Origin of the sequence: Aquimarina longa SW024, assembly GCF_001401755.1 — a bacterium.
In the GTDB taxonomy this organism is placed as follows: Bacteria; Bacteroidota; Bacteroidia; order Flavobacteriales; family Flavobacteriaceae; genus Aquimarina; species Aquimarina longa.
In genome coordinates this window covers 260,937-287,229 of the sequence record NZ_KQ474101.1, presented here as the reverse complement: position 1 = coordinate 287,229, position 26,293 = coordinate 260,937, and the positions used below count along the sequence as shown (strand labels likewise).

The 26,293-nt window shown below is 30.3% G+C and carries 27 protein-coding genes and 1 tRNA gene; 12 read left to right on the top strand and 16 right to left on the bottom strand.

The annotated features are described in order from the left end of the window. From N456_RS15570 to N456_RS15555, 4 genes are all read left to right on the top strand, one after another. Positions 1-1,902: a RecQ family ATP-dependent DNA helicase gene (locus N456_RS15570; protein ID WP_338021426.1), complete on the top strand. Its 1,902-nt coding sequence runs from the start codon at positions 1-3 to the stop codon at positions 1,900-1,902. 6 nt (positions 1,903-1,908) lie between these two features. Further along, positions 1,909-2,856, top strand: coding sequence for a methionyl-tRNA formyltransferase (gene fmt, locus N456_RS15565; protein WP_062059251.1), 948 nt, complete (start codon positions 1,909-1,911; stop codon positions 2,854-2,856). 192 nt (positions 2,857-3,048) lie between these two features. Further along, positions 3,049-3,321, top strand: coding sequence for an HU family DNA-binding protein (locus tag N456_RS15560; RefSeq protein ID WP_025739504.1), 273 nt, complete (start codon positions 3,049-3,051; stop codon positions 3,319-3,321). Positions 3,322-3,456: 135 nt separating this feature from the next. Next, the gene (locus N456_RS15555) at positions 3,457-4,017 is read left to right on the top strand and encodes a YqgE/AlgH family protein (RefSeq protein ID WP_062059248.1); all 561 of its coding nucleotides are present in this window, start codon (positions 3,457-3,459) and stop codon (positions 4,015-4,017) included. On the opposite strand, the gene N456_RS15550 is transcribed toward N456_RS15555, so the two are convergent. Continuing rightward, positions 4,014-4,862 carry an aminotransferase class IV gene (locus tag N456_RS15550; protein WP_062059245.1) on the bottom strand — a complete coding sequence of 283 codons (849 nt, stop codon included), beginning with the start codon at positions 4,860-4,862 and terminating at the stop codon, positions 4,014-4,016. The genes N456_RS15555 and N456_RS15550 overlap by 4 nt on opposite strands. 58 nt (positions 4,863-4,920) lie before the next feature. Beyond that, positions 4,921-5,313 carry an START-like domain-containing protein gene (locus N456_RS15545; protein ID WP_062059243.1) on the bottom strand — a complete coding sequence of 131 codons (393 nt, stop codon included), beginning with the start codon at positions 5,311-5,313 and terminating at the stop codon, positions 4,921-4,923. A 187-nt stretch (positions 5,314-5,500) separates the two neighbouring features. Here N456_RS15545 and N456_RS15540 point away from each other — a divergent pair. After that, positions 5,501-5,574: transfer RNA gene (locus tag N456_RS15540), tRNA-Met, on the top strand. Between the two features lie 26 nt (positions 5,575-5,600). On the opposite strand, the gene N456_RS24545 is transcribed toward N456_RS15540, so the two are convergent. Then, positions 5,601-5,747: a hypothetical protein gene (locus N456_RS24545; RefSeq protein ID WP_158447908.1), complete on the bottom strand. Its 147-nt coding sequence runs from the start codon at positions 5,745-5,747 to the stop codon at positions 5,601-5,603. A 775-nt stretch (positions 5,748-6,522) separates the two neighbouring features. Between N456_RS24545 and N456_RS15535 the strand changes: the two genes are divergently transcribed. Genes N456_RS15535 through N456_RS15520 form a run of 4 tightly spaced genes read left to right on the top strand, consistent with a single transcriptional unit; the run spans position 6,523 to position 8,947 of the window. Further along, positions 6,523-6,702 carry a hypothetical protein gene (locus N456_RS15535; protein ID WP_062059240.1) on the top strand — a complete coding sequence of 60 codons (180 nt, stop codon included), beginning with the start codon at positions 6,523-6,525 and terminating at the stop codon, positions 6,700-6,702. A gap of 31 nt (positions 6,703-6,733) precedes the next feature. Then, on the top strand, positions 6,734-7,756 hold the full coding sequence (locus tag N456_RS15530; RefSeq protein WP_062059238.1) for an ATP-grasp domain-containing protein: 1,023 nt from the start codon (positions 6,734-6,736) through the stop codon (positions 7,754-7,756). Then, positions 7,753-7,965: a hypothetical protein gene (locus N456_RS15525; RefSeq protein ID WP_062059235.1), complete on the top strand. Its 213-nt coding sequence runs from the start codon at positions 7,753-7,755 to the stop codon at positions 7,963-7,965. The genes N456_RS15530 and N456_RS15525 overlap by 4 nt, the downstream gene beginning before the upstream one ends. Then, positions 7,958-8,947 carry an SPASM domain-containing protein gene (locus tag N456_RS15520; protein WP_062059232.1) on the top strand — a complete coding sequence of 330 codons (990 nt, stop codon included), beginning with the start codon at positions 7,958-7,960 and terminating at the stop codon, positions 8,945-8,947. Before N456_RS15525 ends, N456_RS15520 begins: the two co-directional genes overlap by 8 nt. Positions 8,948-9,580: 633 nt before the next feature. Here N456_RS15520 and N456_RS15515 read toward each other — a convergent pair. Together N456_RS15515 and hisS are read right to left on the bottom strand one after the other, a co-directional pair. Beyond that, a complete protein-coding gene (locus tag N456_RS15515) occupies positions 9,581-10,075 on the bottom strand; it encodes a hypothetical protein (protein ID WP_062059229.1) in 495 nt (164 codons plus the stop codon). Positions 10,076-10,165: 90 nt separating this feature from the next. Further along, on the bottom strand, positions 10,166-11,536 hold the full coding sequence (hisS, locus tag N456_RS15510; RefSeq protein WP_062059226.1) for a histidine--tRNA ligase: 1,371 nt from the start codon (positions 11,534-11,536) through the stop codon (positions 10,166-10,168). 208 nt (positions 11,537-11,744) lie between these two features. On the opposite strand from hisS, the gene N456_RS15505 reads away from it, so the two are divergent. Further along, a complete protein-coding gene (locus tag N456_RS15505; RefSeq protein WP_062059223.1) occupies positions 11,745-12,980 on the top strand; it encodes an ABC transporter permease in 1,236 nt (411 codons plus the stop codon). A gap of 39 nt (positions 12,981-13,019) precedes the next feature. Here the strand turns inward: N456_RS15505 and N456_RS15500 are convergent, their stop codons facing one another. From N456_RS15500 to rpsF, 5 genes are all read right to left on the bottom strand, one after another. Further along, on the bottom strand, positions 13,020-13,499 hold the full coding sequence (locus N456_RS15500) for a DUF6495 family protein (RefSeq protein ID WP_062059218.1): 480 nt from the start codon (positions 13,497-13,499) through the stop codon (positions 13,020-13,022). Positions 13,500-13,665: 166 nt separating this feature from the next. Continuing rightward, a complete protein-coding gene (locus N456_RS15495; RefSeq protein ID WP_062059216.1) occupies positions 13,666-16,836 on the bottom strand; it encodes a TonB-dependent receptor in 3,171 nt (1,056 codons plus the stop codon). Between the two features lie 102 nt (positions 16,837-16,938). After that, positions 16,939-17,391, bottom strand: coding sequence for a 50S ribosomal protein L9 (gene rplI, locus N456_RS15490; protein ID WP_062059211.1), 453 nt, complete (start codon positions 17,389-17,391; stop codon positions 16,939-16,941). A gap of 18 nt (positions 17,392-17,409) precedes the next feature. Further along, positions 17,410-17,709, bottom strand: a complete 300-nt coding sequence (gene rpsR / locus N456_RS15485) for a 30S ribosomal protein S18 (RefSeq protein ID WP_189457518.1) — start codon at positions 17,707-17,709, stop codon at positions 17,410-17,412. Next, positions 17,709-18,047, bottom strand: coding sequence for a 30S ribosomal protein S6 (gene rpsF / locus N456_RS15480; RefSeq protein ID WP_062059209.1), 339 nt, complete (start codon positions 18,045-18,047; stop codon positions 17,709-17,711). The genes rpsR and rpsF overlap by 1 nt, the downstream gene beginning before the upstream one ends. Before the next feature lie 171 nt (positions 18,048-18,218). On the opposite strand from rpsF, the gene N456_RS15475 reads away from it, so the two are divergent. After that, complete coding sequence (locus N456_RS15475; protein WP_062059206.1) at positions 18,219-18,929, top strand: LytR/AlgR family response regulator transcription factor; 711 nt, start codon at positions 18,219-18,221, stop codon at positions 18,927-18,929. Here N456_RS15475 and priA read toward each other — a convergent pair. From priA to nadC, 6 genes are all read right to left on the bottom strand, one after another. Beyond that, positions 18,926-21,379, bottom strand: a complete 2,454-nt coding sequence (priA, locus tag N456_RS15470; RefSeq protein WP_062059203.1) for a replication restart helicase PriA — start codon at positions 21,377-21,379, stop codon at positions 18,926-18,928. The genes N456_RS15475 and priA overlap by 4 nt on opposite strands. A gap of 355 nt (positions 21,380-21,734) precedes the next feature. Continuing rightward, the gene (locus tag N456_RS15465; RefSeq protein WP_062059200.1) at positions 21,735-22,301 is read right to left on the bottom strand and encodes a chalcone isomerase family protein; all 567 of its coding nucleotides are present in this window, start codon (positions 22,299-22,301) and stop codon (positions 21,735-21,737) included. Between the two features lie 219 nt (positions 22,302-22,520). Further along, on the bottom strand, positions 22,521-23,084 hold the full coding sequence (locus N456_RS15460) for a chalcone isomerase family protein (protein ID WP_062059196.1): 564 nt from the start codon (positions 23,082-23,084) through the stop codon (positions 22,521-22,523). Between the two features lie 118 nt (positions 23,085-23,202). Beyond that, positions 23,203-23,766, bottom strand: a complete 564-nt coding sequence (locus N456_RS15455; RefSeq protein ID WP_062059193.1) for a chalcone isomerase family protein — start codon at positions 23,764-23,766, stop codon at positions 23,203-23,205. Between the two features lie 23 nt (positions 23,767-23,789). Further along, positions 23,790-24,716, bottom strand: coding sequence for a YihY/virulence factor BrkB family protein (locus N456_RS15450; protein ID WP_062059190.1), 927 nt, complete (start codon positions 24,714-24,716; stop codon positions 23,790-23,792). 3 nt (positions 24,717-24,719) lie between these two features. Continuing rightward, a complete protein-coding gene (gene nadC, locus N456_RS15445; RefSeq protein ID WP_062059187.1) occupies positions 24,720-25,577 on the bottom strand; it encodes a carboxylating nicotinate-nucleotide diphosphorylase in 858 nt (285 codons plus the stop codon). A 141-nt stretch (positions 25,578-25,718) separates the two neighbouring features. On the opposite strand from nadC, the gene rlmH reads away from it, so the two are divergent. Next, positions 25,719-26,192 carry a 23S rRNA (pseudouridine(1915)-N(3))-methyltransferase RlmH gene (rlmH, locus tag N456_RS15440; protein ID WP_062059184.1) on the top strand — a complete coding sequence of 158 codons (474 nt, stop codon included), beginning with the start codon at positions 25,719-25,721 and terminating at the stop codon, positions 26,190-26,192. The last annotated feature ends 101 nt before the right edge of the window (positions 26,193-26,293 follow it).

Here is a 26,293-nt window from a genome sequence, read left to right as displayed (position 1 = left end):
TTGATAAACCCTCCTCTTAAAATATTGCAACAATTTTGGAATCACAAAAATTTCAGACCGCTTCAGGAGGATATTATCTCAGCAGTACTTGATCGAGAAGACACTTTTGCTCTTTTACCAACTGGTGGAGGGAAATCAATATGTTTTCAAGTTCCTGCTTTGTTAAATAAAGGTATTTGTATTGTTATCTCACCATTAGTTGCACTAATGCAAGATCAAGTAAAAAACCTTCAACAAAAAAATATAAAAGCAATTGCACTACCTAGCGGAATCAAATATTCTGAACTAGATACGTTACTTGACAACTGTATTTATGGGAATTATAAGTTCTTATATCTTTCTCCAGAACGCCTTCAGCAAGATATTGTACAAGAGCGATTAAAAAAAATGGATATCAATCTTATTGCTGTGGACGAGGCACATTGTATTTCGCAATGGGGAAATGATTTTAGACCATCTTATAAAAAAATAGAAATTCTTAGAAGAATTCATCCCTCAGTACCAATGATTGCTTTAACTGCTTCTGCTACTACAGATGTGGTTAATGATATTATTAAAGAATTAGATCTTTTTCAACCTAAAGTATTTAAACAATCATTTTTTAGAGCCAACTTAGGGTATAGAGTTGAAGATGTAATAGACAAAAATTATAGGCTTACACAGATTTTACACACACATTCTGGGAGTTCAATTGTTTATGTACGAAATAGAAAATCTGCAGTAGAGCTAAGTGATTTTCTTAATGCTAGTGGATATGTAACTACGTATTATCATGGAGGTGTAGATCGCCAAGAAAAAACTAAGCGTTTTAATAAGTGGTTAAATGAAGAAATTAGAGTTATGGTCGCAACAAATGCCTTTGGAATGGGAATTGATAAACCCAATGTGCGTACCGTAATACATTATACAATTCCCGAAAGTATCGAAAGTTATTTTCAAGAAGCCGGTAGAGCTGGTCGTGATGGAGTGCTATCTCTTGCTTTTCTTTTAAAAAACAAAAATGACAACCAACGATTGCATAATCAATTCATTAAGGTACTACCTAATACAGATACTGTAAAGTTAGTATATCGAAAATTATGTAATTATTTTAGAATATCATATGGCGAAGGAGAGCAAACAGTCCATGATTTTGGCTTTAATATGTTTTGTAAAACCTATAACTTAAATACATTAACAACTTATAATGTTCTTCAATTTCTTGATCGTTGTGGTGTTATTCGGTTTATACAACTTTTTACTAAAAAAAGTAGTATCCATATGTTATCAACCGGAAGTCATGTTTTAGACTTCTTAGAAAATAATCCTAAAAATCAGACTATTATAAAAGCTATTTTAAGAACTTATGGAGGCATTTTTGATGATGAAGTGATTATTAATATACCTTTAATTGCTTCAAAAATAGGTAAATCTGAAAAAGAAATAGTCACCACTCTCAATAAATTACAAGAAGCCAATTTGTTAGAATTTAAGTACAGTATATCTGATGCTGAAGTTATTTTTTTAGTTCCTCGAGAAGATGATCATACCATCAATCGTATTAAACACCATCTAGTAAAACAAAATACTGCAAAAATAAAAAAGGTAGATGCTATATTACAATACACAGAAAATAATACTGTCTGCAAGAGTACACAACTTCTTTTATATTTTGGAGAGCAAGATACTAAAGACTGTGGCATTTGCAGCTTCTGTATCAATAAAGACAAAACCACTAAACATATCGATCCTCAAAAGATCCAAGAAGATATTATTAGACTATTAAAAGTAAAAAACTTAACTTCAAGAGATTTACTAATGCAATTATCATATCCTGAAAAATTGACATTAAAAGTATTACAAGAAATGAATGAGCGTCAAATTATAAAAATCAATCATGATAACAACTATCAATTAGTATAAGAAATAATGAGAGACATACGAATCCTGTTTATGGGTACTCCAGATTTTGCTGTTGAAACCTTAAAAACCATAATAGAGCATAAATATACTGTAGTTGGTGTTGTTACCGCTCCAGACAAACCTGCCGGAAGAGGTAGAAAACTTAAAGCATCAGCTGTTAAAGAATATGCTGAGTCGAAGCATTTAAAAATTCTTCAGCCCACGAATTTAAAAGATGAATCTTTTATTGAAGAATTAACATCTTTAAAGATAAACCTAGCTATAGTTGTAGCTTTTAGGATGCTCCCAAAGGTAGTTTGGAATATGCCAGAATATGGTACTTTTAATTTGCACGCTTCTCTATTACCAGATTATCGAGGTGCTGCGCCGATAAATTGGGCCATTATTAATGGAGAACAAAAAACAGGAATCACTACTTTTTTTATTGATGAAAAAATAGATACCGGTCATCTTATTTTTCAAAAAGAGGTTGAAATACACTATAATGATACTGCAGGAGTATTACATGATCAACTCATGACAAAAGGCGCTAAGCTAGTCTTAGAAACTATCAAAGCGATAGAAAATGATTCGGTAATCGTAAAACCTCAACCAAAAGATACGGCTTTTAAAACAGCTTATAAATTAAATCGTGAAAACACTAAAATTAATTGGAAAGATGATATCTATACGATTTATAATCTAATTAGGGGTTTAAGTCCTTATCCTACAGCTTGGTGTCAATTATATAATAAAAACTCCTTTGAAAATGTAAAAATCTATACCGCACAACCAATTGAAGAAACTCATAATCATGAAGTTGGAAAAATTATTATTGAAGATACCATGATAAAAGTAGCTGTAAAAAATGGATATCTTATTATAAATAAACTTCAACTCCCTGGAAAAAAAGCAATGGAGTCTAAAGCTTTATTAAATGGTTACGTTTTTTATAGAGATGCAAAAATGCTCTAAAACCAAGCAATATCAAGGATTTAGAAATAAATGGAAAAAAACATACAGTTTTATTAACAATCATATTGAGTTATCAACAAATCCTTGTATTTACTGGGCTAATCCTTGCACGAATGATAAATCCGTATAAATTTGTAGAGCGTTTAACATATAAGATTGGTTTAACCAACAATTTAATTTAAAAATAGAATTATGAACAAAACAGAATTAATCGATGCAATGGCAGCTGATGCTGGAATTACAAAAGCAGCGGCTAAAAAGGCCTTAGAATCTTTCCTAGGAAACGTTGAAGGTACTCTTAAAAAAGGAGGACGTGTTTCTTTAGTAGGATTTGGATCTTGGTCAGTTTCTGAAAGAGCTGCAAGAGAAGGTAGAAACCCACAAACAGGAAAGACTATCAAAATTGCTGCTAAAAATGTTGTTAAGTTTAAGGCTGGTGCTGATTTATCAAGTTCAGTAAACTAATCAGTTCGTTTTCGATATTATCTAAAAACTCCCATATATGGGAGTTTTTTTATACTTTTTATTCAAAAAAAATGAGTAACTACTTTGTTTTTAACAAATATTTTTTTTAGATTTAAGATAAACAAAATTGCAAGTATGATATCACTTCAACCTTCAAAAGGACATTTGTTAGTTGCTGAACCATCGATTATAGGAGATGTATCGTTTAATCGTTCGGTAGTTCTTTTGGCAGATCATAGTGATCAAGGTTCTATCGGGTTTATAATGAATAAACCTCTTGAGTATTTTCTTGCAGACCTTGTGCCAGAAATTGAAGTAGAATTTAAAATATATAACGGTGGTCCTGTTGAACAAGACAACCTATATTTTATACACAAAATACCTGATCTAATACCTAATAGCGTAGAGATATCTAGTGGGATTTATTGGGGAGGAGATTTTACTATTGTATCTAAACTTATTTTAGATGACAAAATTACTCCTAATGAAATTCGCTTTTTTTTAGGGTACTCTGGATGGGATTCCAAACAACTTAATGAAGAGTTAAAAGCCAATTCTTGGGTAATTGTAGAAAACAATTACAAAAAGAATATTTTTGGAAAATCATATGATACTTTCTGGAAAGAAAAAATGATAGAATTAGGAGGAGAATATGTACTTTGGTCTAATGCCCCAGAAAATCCTGCATACAATTAATTCCCTAATCTTATTCTTGTATTTAACACTCCTAATAATCTTCTACTTACTTTAGAATCATAATTTTTTTTCCTGAATTTTGTAATAGGTAATATACCTATTATAACGTTAGTTATAAATAACTCATCTGCTTTTTGTAATTCAAACGGAGAAATAGAAGCTTCTTCTATCTGATAGTCCGGAAATTTCTCTAAAATTCGTAATAATTGAGTTCTAAGAACTCCTTTTAAACATCCATCAGCTAAAGGAGGAGTTTTTATTGTATTTCCTTTTACGATAAATAAATTTCCATTAAGAGCTTCGACAATCATCTTATTAGAATTAACTAATAAGCAATTATCAAAATTATTATCTTTAGCAAAAATTCCTCCTAGAATATTGACTAATTTATTATTTGATTTTAAAGTTGACAACAAATCTGTAGAAACATAATGATCTTTATAAAGAGTAACTTCATATTCCTGATCTTCAATTGTATAAAAATTTGATTGTAGATTAGCTACAGTTATACTATATTCTACCTCATTAGAAATAGGTGTATATAATCCTCCAGAAACTCTATGAATCATCAGCTTAACTCTTACTGAAGAATTCATATTACCATTTGCTGTAATGATATCTATAATCTCTTTCTCCAAAAATTCTGGAGTAAACTTCATAGGGATCTGCATCCTTAAGAGGCGCATAGAAGCCATTAATCTAAAATAATGATCTTCCCAGAATAAAAGTACTCCAGAATTAATTCTTATAGTTTCAAATAGAGCGTCTCCGTATGCATATCCTCTGTTATCAATTGCTAATACTGCTTTATCGCTTGCTACTATATTTCCGTTGATGTTAATCATAAAAAAAGACTCATAAATTAACCTTTATGAGTGTATAAATTTATATTTAAAAAAAGAATTATGCTGAGCCCAACACATGTTTAAGATTACTAACCATATTATCCCAAAGCATTTTATTTTCATCAATTTCATCATCTTCGGAGTAATCAGTAATCATAAGGGAAACATCTTTTGTTATTTCGTCTACCTGAATACGCATTTCGAAGAAATAATCATCTCCATTATCATCATCTTCTGACCATCTAAATTTCACTCGTTCACCACTTTTCTTACTTAATAGCTTTGCTTCCTCCTCAGAATCATCCCAGATAAATGTAAATAACTCTCCCCTAGAGTTCACGTTATCAGCAAACCATTCTGAGAGTCCTGATGGTGTAGATATATATTGGTATAATAGCTGTGGTGATGATTGTACCACAAATTCAATTTCATATTTTGTTTTTTCAGACATATCATTAATTGTTGATAAGCCAATATATAGATTAATTACCGACTTTAAAAGGACAATGAAAAAAAAATTAATTATCCATTATTGTTTGCCACATTCCATTTTGTTTTTATATTTGCACCCTCCTTAGGAACACTATTAAAGTGTAAGGTTATAAAAAGCTAATAAAGATAGCTTATAATAGAGATATGGCGAGGTAGCTCAGTTGGTTAGAGCGTCGGATTCATAACCCGGAGGTCGGGGGATCGTGCCCCCCTCTCGCTACTAAGATTATCAAAATAAAGCTGACTTTAACGAGTCGGCTTTTTTATTTTATGTACAACAATCATACTTCTATCCAGATCATATTTCTCAATCAGCTCTTTTAAACTCCGACCTGATTGTAAAAGCTCTATAATGATTATTTTTAAATCATTACTATGTACTCGTTGTACCATAATTCAAAGATTTTGCTTTAGGTTTCTGTGACACTCTATATCTAAACCGTTCTTACCACTTGGCTCAATATTAATTGTAAATGGTCAACCTTTGTGACCTAGCATTAAAGGAGCTTCAAGTATTGTCACTGTTCTTTTATTTAAAATACTAGCTTAGAGCACAACGCAAGGGCGTTTTTTTTGTGTTTCATGCCCCCTAACTTGGCTCAAGGTCTATCCAATAAATATCGAGATGTTTGGCCATTAATCATTCAACCCATCTGCTAAGGTAACATCCCATAAAGCTATTTCAGCCTGATGTTCGGAATCCTCAGCCTCTTCAATGTTTGCCCTGAGAATAACTTCTTTAAGTACTTTACGCTTTAATAGCTCATTAATTAAACACTTTTAGTATCCCCGCCTATTTTCTGAAGAAAGCATGATTCTCTGGTTCTAATGTAAACGTAGCACGTTCCGATGTAGACATAATTACACTCCTAATTAGTATCATTCTATCATAATTATGATATGTCATGCAAATATGATAGTACAGTATTACTAAGTCATAAGAAACATTATGTGATTTATAACAATCCACTGAAATATAAATCCTATTCATCCATAATAACCATTTTTAATTATATAAAAAGTGAATACAACCCTAGTTTTAATATTAAGCTTATCAATATAAACTGTTTCGCAACTAACGGGTTTTTCATTCATGAAACCATTAAATAGTTCGTAAAGATAATTTCTATTTTAATTATTATATTTGAGTTAATCTTAAAATGTAATTATGAAAAGTAAAAAAAGCATTGACAGTTTAGCAAAAAGCCTAGAAAATCAAAAAGGAGCAATCTTAGTTAACAAACAGGGTAAATCTCTTCAATATTGGTGTGGTTTAAGTGTAATTGGTGGTGATCATGGATCTCTTTTTCCACCTGATCCTAATAAATTAAAGAACTCAGATTCATAATATTATAATAATATATTATTATAAGCATTAAATGAAACATCTCATATTTTCTGAAAAAACGGATTTCTCAGTTAATAGAGTTATCGATTGGTTAGCTTATTATGATCAATCATTTGAAAAGTTTATTGGTCCTACAGAAAATAAGGATCTTTTTATATACAATGATAAAACCTTTTCTTTTACTTTTGGAGGAAAAGGTTTTTCTAATTCTTCTAAGGTTTACAAACAGTCACAAATTAATACGGCTACGACTTGGTTTAGGCGGCCTTACAAAAATTGTGATCATTTTCTGCAAGAATACGAATATCAAGGTGCCTACCCTAGAGAGAAGTTGGATTATACTATTTATCAAAGATTTAGAGTTTTTTGGGATTTTATAGGTTATAAGCTAAGCGAAGGACATCATTTTGGTTCTTTTAAAATCAATGAACTTAATAAACCTATAGTATTACAAGAAGCACAAAAGATAGGATTGTTAGTTCCCAAAACCTTAATCACCAATTCTAAGGAAGAGTTAATACATTTTTTAAGGGATTGTAATCAAAAAATTATAACTAAACCTATACATGAAGTGATGCGAGATCATCATTACGAACTTGAAAAGGACGAATACTTATTTATTTACCAAATGACTCAATTATTAGAGGAATTAGATGATAAGCCTGATATTTTTGCTCCCTCCTTATTTCAGGAATATATTGAAAAGGAATATGAGATTAGAACAATTTATATAAATGGAGAATGCTACTCTACGGCTATATTCAGTCAACTTAATGAACAAACAAAAATTGACATGCGTAATAGAGATGCTAATGAACCTACCCGCTATTTTCCCTATAAATTAGATGCTTCTACTGAAGAAAAAATAAATGTACTTATGAATAAGCTAAATTTGAATTTTGGAGCAATTGATTTTATAAAATCTGTGGAAGGAGATTGTTTTTTCTTAGAAATTAATCCGGTAGGACAGTATGGTGATGTTTCTATCTTTGGCAACTACTACCTACATAAGAAAATAGCAGAGTTTTTACTAAACAAAAAAGAAAAAAAATGATTGATGATTCAGAAAAATATAAAGATTTAATTTCGATACCAGAACACCCATCTATTTCTTATGATTTACATAAGATATCTATTTCACATCAAAGTAAAAAAAATAACTCAAAACGTTTTATCTATATGAAAAAATATAGAGGTGAAGGTTCAATTTTAGACTTCTATAAACCTAATTCGAATATTTTGTCAATTAAGGAAAATGACTAATACCTATTTTTTACTTTTTCCATCTTGTGTACCAGTTAACGGTACTAAAGTTAGTATTATAATGGATTTAGATAAAGGAACGTATTTAGAAATTCCGAATCTTTTGCACGACATCCTTTCTATAGATTTACAGAGGTTTACAATACACGAAATAATGAAAAAATTTGATCATCAATATGATCAAGGAATCAAAGAATATTTTCAGTTTTTGGTAGATAATCAATATGGTTTTTACACTAAAGATCCTAAACCATTTAGAAAACCAGAAGATATATTTTATAGCCCTTATAAGATAATTTCTTCTGTTTTGGCTATAAATACGACTACAAATTATGATCTTCCTGAAGTACTTAAACAGTTGGATAGACTTTCCTGCCAATTATTACAAATTAGGATTTATGATCCTTATGATATGGATAAATTATTTAATAGTTTGTCTCCACTAAAAGGAAGTTCTATAAAAATTTGTGAAGTTTATGTATGCTACTATTCTTTGATATCAGAAGAACAATTAATAACAATCTGTAAAGAATATCCCAATGTAATTATTGTTGTACATACTTCTAAAGAAAAGAAACAAATAAATATTTCTGATGAGTTTAATAAAAAAATAGTATTTACTGGGGAGCAGGTTCATGCTAATACAAAAGAAGTGTATGACCCAAGTCTATTCACAATCTCGCATTCAATGTACTATGAATCCAGACACTTTAATTCAGGATTACATAGAAAAGTATGCATAGATACGGATGGCTCTATTAAAAATTACTTATCGCACACTAAGGTATATGGAAATATCAAGGAAAATAAGATATCAGAAATCATCACTAAACCAAAATTTCAAGAGAGGTATTTTATAACGAACGATCAAATTGAAAAATGCAAATCCTGTCAATTCAGATACATGTGTGTCAGTAACTCAGATATCATAAAAAAGAATGGAAAGTATTTTAAAAAACACACCTGTAATATGGATTTTTAGTCTGTAGTTAATTTTAAAAGTTAATCAACATACTCGCTTCTAATAGTATAAACTGTTAGCCCTACTAATTTTAATTTTAAGTTTTTCAAAAAAGATATCTCTTTGACTATCAAACACTCTAACACATTCACTATTAAAATATAGTCATAAACTATGATGATGGCATTTTTCATCTATAATGCAATTTTTATGGTTAGTTTAATTCCTTCATCAATCTGGCTTTCTAAAGGAAATTCCCTTCCTAGCGTTTAGGTTCTCCTTTCCATATTTTAAAGGCTAATTTTCTTAGCTTCTAACTTATCAAAATCTTTTTCATCATCTTGTAAACTTAAAAACAAATTATCTTCAAGTTTTGAAAGATGTACCTGAACATTTTTACAACTTACATGTTTAATCCTATTTTACAAAACGCTTGCGCGATCCGAAATAAAATAATTTTGGAGTGCCTACTTTTATCAGGATAAAAAATACAGCTTATAACATTACATCTGAATTATGACTACAAAGTATGACAACGAATTTAAAATAGCATTTTGGTTCATATCGAAAGATAAAAACCAAAACACTTTTAAACAAATAAAAAAAGACTGCCTTTTCAGACAGCCTCCTCATACAAATAAGTGTATAAAAAAATTACATCTTTTCTGCTAGTTTTGTCAATTGGTCTGATTTCACCTGCATATATTCACTTAGTTTCTCGATTTCTTCACCAGGCAACTTAGTCATTAGAGCATTGTACTGACGACTAAGGTCACTACTCGCGTCACTTAATCTAAGAAAAGAATCCATGTCTTTAGCTTCTACAGCTTTTTTATAATTTGCTACATATCTTTCATAATCTTTGATATATTTTCTAGTGTCAGGATTACTTGTATGACCAGAAGTTCCTGGTATAGGGATTAATTTATTTGTTCTTTCAAATTCTTTTTTTCCATCTCTTTTTCCTGTAACCTTTTTCTTTTTCTTTACTTTAGGTTTTACTTCTTCTACAACTTCTTCAACAGCAACTTTTGTTGAATCCTGAACTTCTTCTACAACATCCAAAGCATCTGATTTTGGATCTTTTTTACAAGAAATTACTGATAATAATAGTGTACAAACAAAAATGGTTAAAATAGGTTTTCTCATAATTTTGATTTTAAGATAAAGCTGATTACATCAGCATTTTTATATTGGTTTTTGACTATGTATTCTACAACAAAGAGTTAAATTAAAGAACTATTTCAAAAAAAAATTTAATTCTTCAAAATTCATTTCATTCTGAGCACCTGATTGCATATCCTTAACAGTATACGTTTTATTACTCATTTCTGATGTCCCAGCAAGAACTACATACGGAATGGATCTTTTATTAGCATACCCCATCTGTTTCTTCATCTTAGCATTATCAGGATATAGCTCTGCTGTTATTTGATGATTTCTAAGCATATTAACTGCTTTTAAACAATACAATGCTTCTTCTTCTCCAAAGTTTATAAATAGTGCTTTGGTAGAAGTAGTAATTGTCTCAGGGAATAACTTTAATTCTTCGAGAACTAGATAAATCCTATCTAATCCAAAAGAAATCCCTACACCACTAATATCTTTTAATCCAAAAATTCCTGTTAAATCATCATATCTTCCTCCTCCTCCAATAGATCCCATTGCTACTGTTTTTGGTGCAGATACTTCAAAAATTGCTCCTGTATAGTAATTTAAGCCCCTAGCTAAAGTAACATCTAGGTCTAAAATTGCTGTTTCTAAAGGAATTTCTTTTATAAGATTAACAATAAATTGTAATTCTTCTACTCCTTGCATACCTTCTTTAGAAAGAGCTAGCATGTTTCTCAATTTATCTATTTTTTGAGGTGTCGTTCCTGTAAAATCAAACAATGGCTTTACTTTTTCGATAGCTTCTTCCGAAATGCCCTTTGTAAGCATTTCTTTTTTCACTCCTTCTTCTCCTATTTTATCTAGCTTATCTAATGCTACTGTAAAGTCTATCAATTTATCACTAGCTCCTATCACTTCTGCAATCCCAGAAAGTATTTTACGATTATTCATCTTAATAGTTACTCCCTTAAGATTTAATTTTGTAAAAACACTATCGTATAATTTAATAAAGTCTACCTCTTGGAATAAAGATGTACTCCCTACAACATCTGCATCACATTGATAAAATTCTCTAAACCTCCCTTTTTGAGGTCTATCTGCTCGCCAAACGGGCTGAATTTGAAACCTCTTAAAAGGAAAATCAATTTCATTTTGATGTTGTACTACATATCGAGCAAAAGGTACTGTAAGATCATAGCGAAGCGCTTTCTCGCTAATTTTAGAAATCATTTTACTACTATCCTTACTAGCATACAAAGCATCATCTACTTTGTTTAGGTAATCGCCACTATTCAGTATTTTAAAAATTAATCGATCTCCTTCTTCTCCATACTTTCCCATTAGGGTTTCGCTATTTTCAAAACTAGGTGTCTCAATAGGTTGAAAACCAAATATTCTGAATTGCTCTCTAATAGTATCGACAATATAATTTCTCTTTGTTACCTCTACAGGAGAAAAATCACGTGTTCCTTTAGGTATAGTTGGTTTTTGTGCCATTACAGTAATTTATACAGTTAATTAACTGATAGTCAAATATTAAAACTTACAATCATCTTCTAACTACAACATACTATTAACAATCAGGGATGCAAATATCTAAAAAAACTCTAAAGCCCTTTAATAATACGAATAAAAAATCAGTTTTTTAAGTAACTTTAAGGACGTTTTGTAGTCATATATAAAAATACACTATCAAAAACTATTTATGTTTTCACTTTTTAGAGAAAATATCAGAATCGCAATAGATTCTATAAAGGGTCAGGTTTTACGAACCATTCTAACAGTTTTAATTATTGCTATTGGAATAACCTCATTAGTTGGAATACTTACACTAGTCGGAGCTTTAGAGAACACTATTTCTGGAGATTTTGCTTCGATGGGAGCTAATACTTTTAACATTCAACGATATGAGTTTAATACCAGAAATAATAGAGATAGAAGTAAGATTAATCCTATAATTAGCTATCGCAATGCCAAAGAGTTCAAAAAGAAATTTAGTTATCCTTTTTCAAAAACTGCCATTCATTTTACAGGAACTCGTAATGCTGAAGTAACATATGAAAATGAAAAAACTGATCCCGAGGTTGTTGTTGTTGGAATTAATGAAAATTATTTAGAAAATACTGGAACCGAAATTGATGTTGGTCGAAATTTTACTTTTTTTGACATAGAAAACAATAATCATGTATGCCTAATTGGACCAGATTTTAAAAAAAATTTGTTTAAAAACACTAAACCAATAGGCAAGACAATAAGTATAAGAGGTGTCAAATTTAAAATTATAGGTATTCTAAAAAGTAAAGGAGCTACTTTTAGAAACAATCAAGATCTAAAAGTTCTTATTCCATTACAATTAGCGCGATCAATCTATACACTCCCTAATATTAATTATAACATTAATGTAAAAGTAAATGATAAACAATTTCTTAATGGATCTCAAGAAGAGGCTATTATCACTTTTAGAAACATTAGAAGATTAAACCCTATAGAAGAAAATAATTTTGGGCTTGAACGTAGTGATGATTTATTAAACCGAATAAGTAGTATAACTGTTTATCTATATTATGCTGCTTGGATTATTAGCATCATTACTATTCTAGGGTCATCGATTGCACTAATGAATATTATGTTAGTTTCTGTTACTGAACGGACTCGTGAAATTGGAGTTAGAAAAGCTCTAGGAGCAAAAAAGCACACTATAGCAGGTCAATTTTTTATGGAAACCGTCATTATTGGACAGATTGGTGGTCTTATAGGGATTATTCTAGGAGTTTTGATTGGTGGAGGAATTTCTGCAGTACTAAATTTCTCATTCAGTACCCCTTGGTTAGCCATAATTGCAGCTACCACAATTTCTTTTATTATAGCCATTGTTTCTGGACTATATCCTGCGCTAAAAGCAGCTAAACAAGATCCTATTGAATCCTTACGATATGAGTAGAATTTATATCTTATCAATTAATCCCTATGTCTCAAATCATTACCTCCTATCTTTAATCAATTTATTAAAATAATGATACAAGTCTCCTTTAGTTATATTTGCACCTTTTTGAATTAAAGCAAATTTATCTAAATTCTTATCAGTACTATATTCTTTAGTAGCATTATAAAATACCACCTCATCATTTAATAAGTTATCTTGTAGCCATTGATACCCCTCTCTTGTTGTAATATCAATAGTAGTATTATTAACTTTTATAGCAATAAGACACATCTCATTTTCTAACAATTCAAATAAATGTATCTGATCCTTTGAGAAATGCTCAAGATATTGTGCATTAGTAAGTACTTTTTCCCATACTAAATCACTAAAAACGTCAACCTCATCTTCAGCTATTTGTGGTTTATTTATTTTTATATCATCCCACTCATCTGATGTAATTGATTGCGTGGCTAGAAAATTAATAAACTCAATATGCAATTCCTCTAACTGCTCTTTAGTTAATCTTTGGTATTTCATCTTTAAAAAATTAAGCGCAAAAATAAGTATAATACCATTTACACTATGAATTTATTATAATAAATTCATAGTGTAAATGACATCTATAAGAGAACTATATACACATACAAGAATAATTCTTTTCTTCTTTTACAATTTTTATGATACCCTATATTAAACCAAATAATTAGTTAAATATATATCTCAATCCAACTTGGGCTTGCCATCTAGATTGAAGACTGGAATCATACCCAAATGTTTTAGCTAAATTGGGATTAAAAGAATATTCAGGAATATTTGTTGTATTATCTACCTTAACTCCTAAAATCTGTACATTGTTAGGTTGCTGTACTAATCCCCAATCTGAACTAATCAAATTACCTATATTTAATATATCTACACTTAACTGGATTGTATTTACCTTTTCTCCTACATTAATATTAAAATCTTGTAACACTTTAAAATCAACTCTATTTCTCCATGGAGCTATTGCTCCATATCGTTTAGCATATCTTCCTCTATTTTTATTAAGATAGTCATCTTGTCGAATATAAGAATCAAATGCAGCCCTTTGCTGTTCTCTTTCACTTACAGAAGTTCCACTAAATATATATGTAGACAATTCTTCTTTAGTAGGTATATAAATTAGATCATTTGAGAAAGAACCATCACCATTAATATCTCCAGCATATGTATAACTAAATCTACCACCTTGAGCAAATTCTGCAAAAGCAGAAATCGTAGTTGCGAACTTATCATTATTATACTTCCATTTTTTAGAAGCAATAGCAATAATTCTATGTTTATCTCCATATTTGGAGTATGATAAGACATCCCTATTAACATTACCCAATGCTGGATTACCAGCAAATGCATCTCCAGTAATTTCTGCTTCTATCGAGTTTACATCCTTAGCATCTAGATAACTGTATGCTACACTTGCATATAAGTTATTTTTAAAATTCTTTGCTACTTTAAAAGAAGTGTTAATTACTCTTCCTTGATTAGAGTTTGTTAAAACAAATGCATTCGCGGATTTATCTGAAGTTCTATAAATCTGTCTATTATCTGCTCCTTGTAAAGCTCCTGTAGGATTTCGCAATCCCCAGTTCTGAACATGCACCCCATTAATATCATTCGTATATGAGAAATCTCCTGTAAAAACAATCCCACTATTTAATTTATAATCTACCCCAAAACTAGACCTCCATACTTGAGGGAACTGAAAGTCTGGATCTACAATTTGAAAAAAACCATCGTCTGCTCCACTAACTTGGTTCCCTATCCAAACAAAAGGTAACCTTCCTGTAAATATACCTGTGCCTCCACGTATTTGAAATGTTTTATTACCTCTCACATCATAATTAAAACCAAGTCTTGGAGATATTAAAACTTTATCTGTAGGTAATATTGTAGAGTCTAAATTTACCTGATCTCCTGTAGAAGGATTATAATATAACACGCTTTCATCTCTATTTGCTCCATTATCAGTATCAATATATCGTTTTATCAAATCTTTAGTATCAAAATATAATGGCTTATCAAATCTAAGTCCATAACTTAACTTAAATCGTTCTGTTACATTCCATTCTTCCTGAATATAAAAAGCTAATTGACCTACATTTAACTCTGCTAATCTCCACCCCTTATCATTTCCTTCTCCTGCCGAATTTAGAGCAGAAAATTGGTTCTGAGCATACTGTAAGTTAGTCCGTAATACTCCATTAGGATCAGTAGCATCTGCTAAAAATGTCCCTACAGAAGGATAGGCTCCAAATGGTAATGTTCCATAATACCTACTAGCTCCAAAATTATCATAAGCTAATAAATTAAATGAATTCTTAAATTTAAACATTTCAAAAGAAGCACCAACAGTAACAGTATGATCTCCCAAAAAGATATTAAGATTATTGGTTGCCTGAATAACTTTTTGATCTAGTCTATTATGGATAGAAAATGGTTCGTGTCCAGCAATAATATAATTAGATCCTGCTCCATCCTGAATGGTTATCACAGGTGCCGGAGTTGATAATGGATTTCTAAAATCATCAAAATGAGTATATCCCGCCTGAAACTTGTTAGCAAACTTATTAGAAAATGTAGAGTTAACTTCTAATTGAAAAGAATTAATGTTATTATTTATTTCATAACCTGAATTTTCAAACTGTAATGTTGAAGCACTAGGTCCTCGTACCCCTAATGCAGAAGGATGTGCTGGTTTCTCCTTAGAAGCTTTTAAAAAATTATAGATAATAGCTGCTCTGTGATTAGTATTAATATTCCAATCTAATTTAAAAATTCCTTTTACAGATTCAGAATCATATGTAAATCCTTGATATGCACCTGTATTATATCCTAGATCTGATAATGCATTTCTAACTGCTATTAAATCTGATTCTAATACTCTAGATTCATTTATTGCTCCACTATTCTTATTAGATAACCAAGGAGCACCTAAGTCTGTACGCTCATCTCTTTCTGCATTAGCAAAAAAGAATAGTTTATTTTTTATAACAGGACCTCCAATACTAAATCCATATTGTACTTGCTCTAAATCTGACTTGAACACATTATCGCCTTTTACTTTACCCCCCGTAAGGTCTTCATTTCTAAAAAAGCCATAAGCAGTTCCTTTAAAACTATTTGTACCACTCTTAGTAACAGCATTAACTGATGCTCCCGTAAATCCAGACAAAGTTACATCGTAGGGTGCTGTAGAAACCTGAATTTGATCAATCGCATCCAGAGAAATTGGCTGAGCATCTGTTTGCCCTCCGGGAGTTGCTGCATCTAATCCAAATGGATTATTAAATACTGCACCATCTAAACTAAAATTATTAAATTGATCATTTCTTCCTCCAAATGAGTTCCCACTTGCCGTAGGTTCCAATCTGGTAAAATCAGCTGCAGATCTTGATATGGTTGGCAAAGTAGTTAATTCTCTCCTTCCAACACTGGTTTCAGCTCCTGTACGTTCACTACTAAATGCTGAATTTTTATTAGTAGTGATCACTATTTCTTCTAATTGATTATCATTTTCAATCATAATAATAGTAAGATTAAACGTTTGCCCTAATTGCAAAAACACATCTTCAATAAGTTGTTTTTTAAAACCTACATAACTTATTGTTATTTTATATGGCCCTCCTACACGTAGATTATTAAGGTTAAAACGTCCATCAAAATCTGTAACTCCTCCATAAGATGTTCCTGTTGGTGTATGTATCGCAGTAATATTTGCTCCTAGCAATAATTCACTTACATTATCCCGAACAATACCCGAAATATTAGATGTTGTTACCTGAGCATTAACCGTTCCCCCTAATACTATCAAAATCAATACTATAATTTTTTTCATCTAACAAGGTTTTTGTGTTAACTAAGTATAAAATTAAAACAAAAAAATCGCTCAAAAGAGCGATTTTTTTAATCTTATAAAACAGTTATTAACTGTTCTTCCTTATTTACCTTGAGGAATAATCTCAAAAGCAACAGGAATAATTACTTCTCTATGAAGGCGAACAGAAGCTTCATATTGACCTAATCGTTTAATTGTTCCTCCAGGCACTGTAATAAATTTTTTCTCTAGTTCAACTCCTCCTTTACCAAATGCTTGTGCAACATCTGCATTAGATATAGAACCAAATAATTTATCTCCAGAACCTACTTTTGCAGAAATCTTAATCTCTAGTCCAGTAAGTTGTTTCCCTATTTTCTGAGCATCTTCAATCTCTTTCTTTTCTTTAAAGGCACGTTGCTTTAATGTTTCAGCAAGTACTTTTTTAGCAGAAGGAGTTGCCAACAATGCAAAACCATTAGGTATTAAATAGTTACGTCCATAACCATTCTTAACTTCTACTATATCATCTGCGAATCCTAGATTCTCAACGTCTTTTTTTAATATAAGTTCCATAATATGTTATGACGAATTTTATTTTAATAAATCACCAACGTATGGCATTAAAGCTAAATGTCTTGCTCTTTTTACAGCAACACTCACTTTACGTTGATATTTCAATGAAGTTCCTGTAAGACGGCGAGGCAATAATTTACCTTGCTCATTTACAAATGCCATTAAGAAATCTGGATCTTTATAATCTATATATTTGATTCCTGATTTTTTGAAACGACAATACTTCTTAGTTTTTGTCGTATCTATATTAAGAGGAGTAAGATATCTGATCTCTCCGTCTTTTTTTCCTTTAGCCTGTTGTTCTATAGATGACATAATTAAGCTTTTTGTTTGTTTCTAGTTCTTCTTTTCTCTGCCCATGCAATTGCATGCTTATCAAGACGCACTGTAAGGTAACGCATTACTCTTTCGTCTCTTCTGTACTCAACTTCTAAAGCATTGATAGCTTCTCCTGGCACTTGGTACTCAAATAGGTGATAAAAACCACTTTTTTTGTGTTGGATTGCATATGCAAGCTTCTTAAGCCCCCAATCCTCTTTTGATATCATCTTGGCACCATTAGAAACAAGAATATCTTCGTATTTCTTAACTGTCTCCTTTATCTGATCTTCAGATAAAACGGGATTCAAGATGAAAACAGTTTCGTATTGATTCATAAAATCTAAAATTTAAATTAAAATTGGCTGCAAAAGTAACACTATTTTTTGATTTTTCAAATCTTATTTTTATTTCGACGAAACACTACTTTTATCGACAAAAAGCTAAAATTGTTTGTAGAAACAAGATATATTCATTAATATTGTATTTACAATTTTTAACCTGAACAAGTGGAGCAATCTCAATTAAAATGTGCGGTGGTAGATGATTCTCGCCTCCAAAGACTAGCTATTGTAAAGCTAATAGATGAACATTCGTCCCTAGAATTAGTGGCTGAGTGGAATAATGCTATTGAGACTAAAAATGGTTTACTCGATACACAAGTTGATTTGTTATTCTTAGATATTGAAATGCCAATCCTTACTGGTTTTGACCTTCTTGATGATTTAGAAAACAAGCCTCATATTATTTTTGTAACAGGAAAAACAAAGTACGCTTTTAAAGCTTTTGATTATGATGCTGTAGATTACCTACGAAAACCTTTAAAGAAAGATCGATTTAATGCCGCTGTAGATAAAGCACTTAGCATGTCTCGAATAGGTAGTGGTGAAAATGCCATACTAGAAGATGACGACTATATCTTTGTAAAAAGTAATCTCAAAAAACGAAAAATTTTCTTAAATCAGTTAAAGTACGTTGAAGCTTTAGGTGATTACGTAAAACTTATTATGGAAGAAGGTGATCCTATTGTAGTTTTAGCAACAATGAAATCTTTTGAAGCGCAATTGCCTAGTGATCGTTTTTTAAGAATCCATAAATCTTATATTGTTAATTTAGATAAGGTAGAACGTTATAATAGTCGTAATATAGAAATTGCTGATGAAAAAATACCACTTAGTAGACATAAGAAACATTCTCTTATTGAAGCTTTAAATGGTTAATAATTATCCACATTTATTATAATCCTTACTCCAGAGAACTCTTTTATACTTTTAAAAGAAGTATGAATTCTTCTTATAACCTCTTTTGTCTTATATAAGGATTGTTTTTGAGGAATTTTTATAATTAGGTTTTTATGATATTGATTTCTTATTCTTGATATTGGAGGAAACTCTGGACCTAATACATTTTCATTAAATACATTTTTTAAAGATATACCTAACCAATCCATAGCTTTATTTACTTTATTATAATCTTTGTGCTTACCTGTAATCTTTATCGTTTTGTAAAATGGAGGGTACTTATATTGATACCTTTCTTCAATTTGATCTGTATACATTCCTTCATAATCATTTACAGATACTTGTTGTAAGATTTGGTGAAACGGATTATATGTTTGAATTAAAACTTTTCCCCTTTTTTTGGTTCTTCCTGCCCTCCCTGCAACTTGTTGCATCAATTGAAAACTACGTTCATGAGCTCTAAAATCAGGAAAATTAAGTAAATTATCTGCGTTCATAACACCAACCAAGCTCACATTTCTAAAATCTAATCCTTTAGAAAGCATCTGTGTACCTACCATAATATCAATATCACCATCTTCGAACCGATTTATAATCTTCTCATATCCATGTTTTCCCCGAGTAGTATCCTGATCCATTCTTCCTATATTATGATTAGGAAAAAGATCTTTCAATTCTCTCTCTATTTGTTCTGTCCCAAAACCTTTGGTTGTTAAATCAATACTACCACAAGCCATACATTTTTGAGGCATCGAAATATAATATCCACAATAATGACATCTTAATTGATTTTTATAGTTATGAAATGTGAGACTTACATCACAATTCGAACATTGAGGTGAATGCCCACAAGTATTACATTCTATTACAGGAGAATATCCTCTTCTGTTCTGAAAGAGAATAACTTGTTCTCCTTCTTTTAAAGCTTCATTAATCCCCTCTAATAGTGTATCACTAAAGTGCCCTGTCATCTCTTTTTTACGGTATTTTGTCTTTATATCGACCAAGTTAATTTCTGGCATAAGCACATTACCATACCGTCTAGTAAGTTTTACAAATCCATACTTCTTCTGATTTGCATTATAAAATGTTTCAAGAGCTGGCGTAGCTGATCCTAATAATACTTTGGATTCAAACATTTTAGCTAAAACTATAGCGGTATCTCTTGCATGGTATCTTGGTGCAGGGTCATATTGCTTAAATGTATTTTCGTGCTCTTCATCTACTATAATCAATCCTAAATTCGTAAATGGCAAAAATATCGCAGATCTAGCTCCAATAACTACTTGTGCTTTAGATTTTCCTGCTTTAACATTATTCCACGCCTCCACTCTTTCATTCACAGAATACTTAGAATGATATACTGTTAACTGTTCTCCAAAATATTCTTGTAATCTAGCAATCAACTGTGTCGTCAATGCTATTTCTGGAAGTAAATACAATACTTGCTTCTTTTCTTGAATCGCTTTTTCTATAAGTTGAACATAGATTTCTGTCTTACCAGATGATGTTACGCCATGTAACAGACATACATCTTTAGTAGTAAAAGAATTGTTTATTTCTTGAAATGCTTTAAGCTGATACGCATTAAGTTCTTTTGTTAGACTAGTTACCGCTCCTGTGTACTGAACTCGATCAGTTTGCAAATGATATTCTTCTAATATATTTTTATCAATTAATGCTCGTACTACCGCTGTAGAACTATTTGATGTTTTTAAGAGTTCACTAACTTTTATCTGTTTAACAGTTTTAGCCTGTAAGGTAAATAAATGCAATAGTACTTCACGTTGTTTAGGTGCTCGTGTCATTGATTCTAATAAAACACGTAGGGATTCTTCCTTAGTATACTCTACATTTAATCGTATATACCTTACTAATTTAGGTTTATACTGTTCATAGATTTCTTCCTGAACAGTGATAACTTTTTTTTCTATTAATCGTTTTATTACTGGAAGTACATTTTTCTTATTTATTATACTCATTATTTCTTGTATCCGAAGTAAACTTTGATATTGTAATGCTTCGTAAATCAAAAACTCATCATCTTTTAATAATGCTTCATCAAAATGAGTTTTCTCATTTTTTAAAATAATAGTTTCACTTTCTAATAAAAATGCTGTAGGAAGAGCTGCCCTCATTACCTCTCCTTTTGTACACATATAATAGCTAGAGATCCAAGACCACAACTCTAATTGATGTAATGTAACAATCGGAGATTCATCAAGGATATGCTCTATTTCTTTAGCTTCATAAACTAAGGGAGGATTCTGATGTATCTGGGTTACTAGAGCTGCATATACTTTACTCTTACCAAATTGAACGGCTACCCGCATTCCTGGTTTTAGAAAAATAGCTTCACTACTGTTAATACTATAAGTAAACTCTTTATCAAGAGGTATAGGAAGAATTACGTTTATAAAGTGCGACATTATCAATTAATAACAAAAAAATAGATATCTACCATTTCATAAAACAAAACTCTTCTAGAAAGTCATATTGCTTCGTCTTACATTCTAAAATAAAAATAGGTAACATTATTACAGTATCTCCTAACTTATCTTTATATATAAAATGAAAAGCATTTACCACTTTTATAATAATTTCACATAAGAATTGGCATAAACAACAAAAATACAAGTTTAACGAATAAGATTAAGGTTAATTTTTAATATGAAACTATATATTTTATAATTTGATCCTAAAGCTATAATCAAATCCTAATTTATAGAATAAAAAAATCCGATTTATAATTAAATCGGATCTTGTACCCTAAGGTTATATTGTCTATTTACTTAATCCTAACATTCCTCCTTTGATGAGCTTACAAGCTGGTTCATTTCCTAACCATATTTTAAATAGTGCATACTTAAAATCTCTACCTTTTATAAAACCTAATTCTTCTCCATTTTTATATGTTTTGATTCCTTTTCCTTTAATATACACTAAATCAAAATAATCATTAATTAGCATAGGAGAAGAAAATAACTTTAAGAACTCTTCTATTCTTACATCTAAGCTTTGAGTATTTCCAAACATAGCATCGTCAAACCCTTTTTTAAAAACTTTTATCATTCGCTTATTAGTAACTTTTTTAGAAACAATATTCAATCGGATAGACATACTCTCATCTGAATCTAATACCACTCTTGGATCATTATATTTTTTCTTAGTATATAAACCTCCTGAATAGGTATCAAACCCAAGAATACTTCTCATTCCTGCTCCATTTAATGATAACTCTTCTCCTTCGAAGTTTACTTTATATGGTAGTACAATATCTCCTACTCTTATTTGTGCCATACTAAAAGTAGATATTGCCAATATAGTTATTAAAGTAATTATTTTTTTCATGGTTTAGTTTTTTAAGATTATAGTAGGTTAGTTATATGATTTTTAAAAAACTAACATAAAAAAAATGTTAAAGTTTTAACCATAACTCTGATAGCCTATACAAAAAGCTGTAGTTCTTCATTATTTCATTATTTTTTTACTCCTAAAAATTTAAACTAAAAAAGCTACCTGACATACCAGATAGCTTAGTTTTATCAAATATTTTATGTATATTATAAATTATCGTATTCCTAACATACCATTTTTTATTTCTTCACTTGCGGGTTCATCTCCTAACCAAATTTTAAATAACGCATATTTAAAATCACGTCCTTTAATCAAGCCTAATTCTTTTCCGTTTTTAAATGCTTTTACACCAACGTCTTTTACGTATACCAAATCAAAAACATCGTTCTTTACTATGGGCTCAGAAAAAAAGTTTAGAAATTTATTTATTCTTTTGTCTAGTGTTTTAGTGTTTCCAAACGTAGCTTTCTGAAAACCATCTTGAGCTGCCTTTATAAACTTTTTCTGTGTCACAAAACCAGACACAATATCTAATTTCATAGACATTGTCTCATTTGCATCAAGAACAACTTTTGAATCTTTACTCTTTTTTTGTAAATAGAGCCCTCCTGCATACATATCGATCCAAAGTACTTTTCTCATTCCTGCTCCGTTTAATTTAAGATCTACTCCTTCAAAAGTTTCTTCATATGGCAATATTGCTTTACCTACTCTAATTTGTGCATTTACTGAGGCTAAAGAAACAAGTACTAAAAATAGTAAAACAGTCTTTTTCATTTCTTTTAAAGATTTTATTTTTTTGCAAACATAATAAAATATATTATGCCTGCATAATACATGATATATTAAATATACTCAAATTAAGTATTTTATCGCAAAAATAACAACTTTCAACCTATTTCTTACCTAACATTTTATCTTTTAACCCTTTATCAACAGGATTATTTCCTAACCAAATATTAAATAATGCTTTCTTAAAATCTAATCCTTTTACATATCCTTTTTCTATTCCATTTTTATACAACACACTACCTTTTCCTTTTTCATAGACTAAGTCAAAAACTTGTCCTACTTGTATTTCTTCGGATACAAAACCTATAAATTTTTCTATTCTATCGTTTAAAGGAGCTGTTTTATCATTTGTAGATTTTTTAAAGCCGTTTCTAAGAGCAGATGCTAGCTTTTTTTTGGTCAACAATCGAGATAACACATGTACTTTTACTGCCATTGTCTCATCAGAATTTGCTATCATACTTGCATTATCACTCTTCTTTTTAAGATATAATGCTCCTGCATATATATCAAAAATTATTTTTTCTCTAAGGCCCGCTCCATTGATTATTAGTTTTTCTTTATTAAATGTTAACGCATTAGACAATACAGCATCGCCTACTTTGGTTTGCGATTGAGCTATTATAATACTAAAGAAGATCAGAAACAGTGTCGTTATTTTTTTCATTCTAAAAAAGTTTTTTAAATATATTAATCCGTATTATTATTTTTTCTTAATTGATTTAGTGATGCATTTAACTCGAAACCAAGTAATACTAAATTAGCATTTAGCCATATATACAACATTAGTATTAGCATCGCCCCAATGGATCCATATAATTGATTATAATTAGAGAAATTATCGATATAAATTCCAAATAAATATGTGGTTACAATAATCAAAAACGTTGTCATAAATGCTCCTGGAGAAAAAAACTTATTCTGTTTTCCTTCGGAAGTTCCTAAATAAAACAGGGTAGCTATGATTATAAATATCATAAAAACAAACATTGCATATTTACCTACTGTTAACCAAAAAACAGTATCATCTACAACTCCCATTTTATTTAAGTCATCCACCAAATATGAAAAATATAGGGTTCCTATAACAGTAATTAACAATAAAGATGCCACAATAATCGAAACTCCTAATGCTACTAAATACTGTCTAACAAAGTTCCTATTAAGAGTTACATGATACGAGTATTCAAAACCAGAGAAAACAGCATTAACTCCATTAGTCATAAAAAGTATTGATAGTACAAAAACTGTAGATAATAACCCTCCTCTAGGATTAGATGCTATATCTTTAAATATACCCGAGAAAAAGTCTGAAGATTGTTTAGGCAATGCGCCATTAACAAATTCAAAAAAACCTTTCTCAAACCCATTTATAGGAACATAAGGTATTAAATTAAGAAGAAATAACAAAAAAGGAAATAATGAAAGAAAAAAACTCCAAGATATTGCACTTGCTCTTGCCGAAAAAGTTCCTTTTATAATTCCAGTGACATAGATTTCTATTAAATCATATATAGATAACCCTACAAAACCAGGAAGAATAAGTTTCTTCCCTATCTTTATCAGAAAATTGATTACTGGAATCTTATTGAGTTTCTCTTCAATGATTTTTGACATATATTATATTGCTTTCAAACTCAAATCTAAATTATATACAGAATGTGTTAAAGCTCCGCTACTAATATAATCTACACCACATTCTGCATAATTCCGAATAGTTTTTTCGTTAATTCCTCCACTAGATTCAGTAAGACATGTATCTCCTATCAATTTCACTGCCTTACGAGTATCTTCATAATTAAAGTTATCAATCAATATCCTATATACTCCCGATGTCTGAAGTATTTCTTTAATTTCATCAAGATTACGAGCTTCTACAATGATTTTTAGATTAAGATTATGATCAGCAAGATATTTTTTAGTCTTCTCTACAGCTTTAGTAATTCCTCCCGCAAAATCTATATGGTTATCTTTAAGCATCACCATATCATATAATGCAAATCTGTGGTTTTCTCCTCCTCCAATCTTTACTGCCCATTTTTCTAGAGCGCGTAATCCTGGAGTAGTCTTACGAGTATCTAATATTTTTGTTTGGGTATCTTCTAATAAGGTAACAAAATAATTTGTTTTTGTAGCAATTGCACTCATTCGCTGCATTGCATTAAGAACTAATCGTTCTGCTTTAAGAATTGATTGAGAATTTCCCGAAACATAAAAGGCTATGTCTCCATGACGTACAGGGGTTCCATCTTCTAAAAGCACTTCAATACTCAAGTTTGGGTCTACATAGTTAAATACTTTTTTTGCAAACGATACACCTGCCAAAATACCTTCATCTTTTACTAAAAGCTTTGCTTTTCCATTTGCTGATTCTGGGATACAAGCTAACGAGCTGTAATCTCCATCTCCAACATCTTCTCGTATTGCATTGATTATTATTAAATCGACTTCTTTATTGAATTGGGTTTCACTAATCATATTGAATGGTTATTTTTGCTAATGTAAAAAAAGAAGTCGGAAGTACGAAGCTAGAAGCATATGGTATTTCTATTTACTTTATAACTTTATTCAAAATTTTGTCTAGTTTCTAGGATAAAAATATTACAATTAAGAAGGATAATGAATATTAAATTAATCGTTATAGGAAAAACAGATAATAAAGAACTTAATAGTCTTACCAATAGCTATATAAAAAGACTACAGTTTTATATTAAATTTAATCTTGAAGTAATTCCTGATCTTAAAAATGCTAAGAACTTAAGCGAGTCTCAACAAAAAGAAAAAGAAGGAAAATTAATATTAAGTACTATTGAAAAGTCTGATGTATTAATAGTACTAGATGAAAATGGAAAACATTATGGCTCTGTTGATTTTTCTGAAGTACTACAAAAACATATGAATAGTGGAATCAAACAATTAATTTTTGTTATAGGTGGACCTTATGGTTTTAGCCCAGAAGTTTATGATAGAGCTAATAGTAAACTAGCTCTTTCTAAGATGACATTTTCGCATCAAATGATACGCTTGTTTTTTGTAGAACAATTATACCGAGGCTTTACTATTCTAAAAAATGAGCCTTATCATCATCGATAAATATAAGTACAATATCTTTTAAATTTAGAAAAAGCAATTACGTATAGTTATAATTTAGAATTAAGATTAATTATTACATTTACAGACTAACTAACCAAATA

Bases quoted from the DNA above. Each gene is read 5' to 3' on its own strand.
- N456_RS15530 (WP_062059238.1), top strand. From the start codon at position 6,734: ATGAAACATCTCATATTTTCTGAAAAAACGGATTTCTCAGTTAATAGA.
- priA (WP_062059203.1), bottom strand. From the start codon at position 21,379: ATGTCGCACTTTATAAACGTAATTCTTCCTATACCTCTTGATAAAGAG.
- N456_RS15500 (WP_062059218.1), bottom strand. From the start codon at position 13,499: ATGAAATACCAAAGATTAACTAAAGAGCAGTTAGAGGAATTGCATATT.
- rplI (WP_062059211.1), bottom strand. From the start codon at position 17,391: ATGGAACTTATATTAAAAAAAGACGTTGAGAATCTAGGATTCGCAGAT.
- N456_RS15450 (WP_062059190.1), bottom strand. From the start codon at position 24,716: ATGTCAAAAATCATTGAAGAGAAACTCAATAAGATTCCAGTAATCAAT.
- N456_RS15560 (WP_025739504.1), top strand. From the start codon at position 3,049: ATGAACAAAACAGAATTAATCGATGCAATGGCAGCTGATGCTGGAATT.
- rpsF (WP_062059209.1), bottom strand. From the start codon at position 18,047: ATGAATCAATACGAAACTGTTTTCATCTTGAATCCCGTTTTATCTGAA.
- rlmH (WP_062059184.1), top strand. From the start codon at position 25,719: ATGAATATTAAATTAATCGTTATAGGAAAAACAGATAATAAAGAACTT.
- N456_RS15525 (WP_062059235.1), top strand. From the start codon at position 7,753: ATGATTGATGATTCAGAAAAATATAAAGATTTAATTTCGATACCAGAA.
- N456_RS15495 (WP_062059216.1), bottom strand. From the start codon at position 16,836: ATGAAAAAAATTATAGTATTGATTTTGATAGTATTAGGGGGAACGGTT.
- N456_RS15550 (WP_062059245.1), bottom strand. From the start codon at position 4,862: ATGATTAACATCAACGGAAATATAGTAGCAAGCGATAAAGCAGTATTA.
- N456_RS24545 (WP_158447908.1), bottom strand. From the start codon at position 5,747: ATGGTACAACGAGTACATAGTAATGATTTAAAAATAATCATTATAGAG.
- N456_RS15545 (WP_062059243.1), bottom strand. From the start codon at position 5,313: ATGTCTGAAAAAACAAAATATGAAATTGAATTTGTGGTACAATCATCA.
- hisS (WP_062059226.1), bottom strand. From the start codon at position 11,536: ATGGCACAAAAACCAACTATACCTAAAGGAACACGTGATTTTTCTCCT.
- N456_RS15465 (WP_062059200.1), bottom strand. From the start codon at position 22,301: ATGAAAAAAATAATTACTTTAATAACTATATTGGCAATATCTACTTTT.
- N456_RS15520 (WP_062059232.1), top strand. From the start codon at position 7,958: ATGACTAATACCTATTTTTTACTTTTTCCATCTTGTGTACCAGTTAAC.
- N456_RS15455 (WP_062059193.1), bottom strand. From the start codon at position 23,766: ATGAAAAAAATAACGACACTGTTTCTGATCTTCTTTAGTATTATAATA.
- fmt (WP_062059251.1), top strand. From the start codon at position 1,909: ATGAGAGACATACGAATCCTGTTTATGGGTACTCCAGATTTTGCTGTT.
- N456_RS15515 (WP_062059229.1), bottom strand. From the start codon at position 10,075: ATGAGAAAACCTATTTTAACCATTTTTGTTTGTACACTATTATTATCA.
- N456_RS15555 (WP_062059248.1), top strand. From the start codon at position 3,457: ATGATATCACTTCAACCTTCAAAAGGACATTTGTTAGTTGCTGAACCA.
- nadC (WP_062059187.1), bottom strand. From the start codon at position 25,577: ATGATTAGTGAAACCCAATTCAATAAAGAAGTCGATTTAATAATAATC.
- N456_RS15535 (WP_062059240.1), top strand. From the start codon at position 6,523: ATGAAAAGTAAAAAAAGCATTGACAGTTTAGCAAAAAGCCTAGAAAAT.
- N456_RS15460 (WP_062059196.1), bottom strand. From the start codon at position 23,084: ATGAAAAAGACTGTTTTACTATTTTTAGTACTTGTTTCTTTAGCCTCA.
- N456_RS15505 (WP_062059223.1), top strand. From the start codon at position 11,745: ATGTTTTCACTTTTTAGAGAAAATATCAGAATCGCAATAGATTCTATA.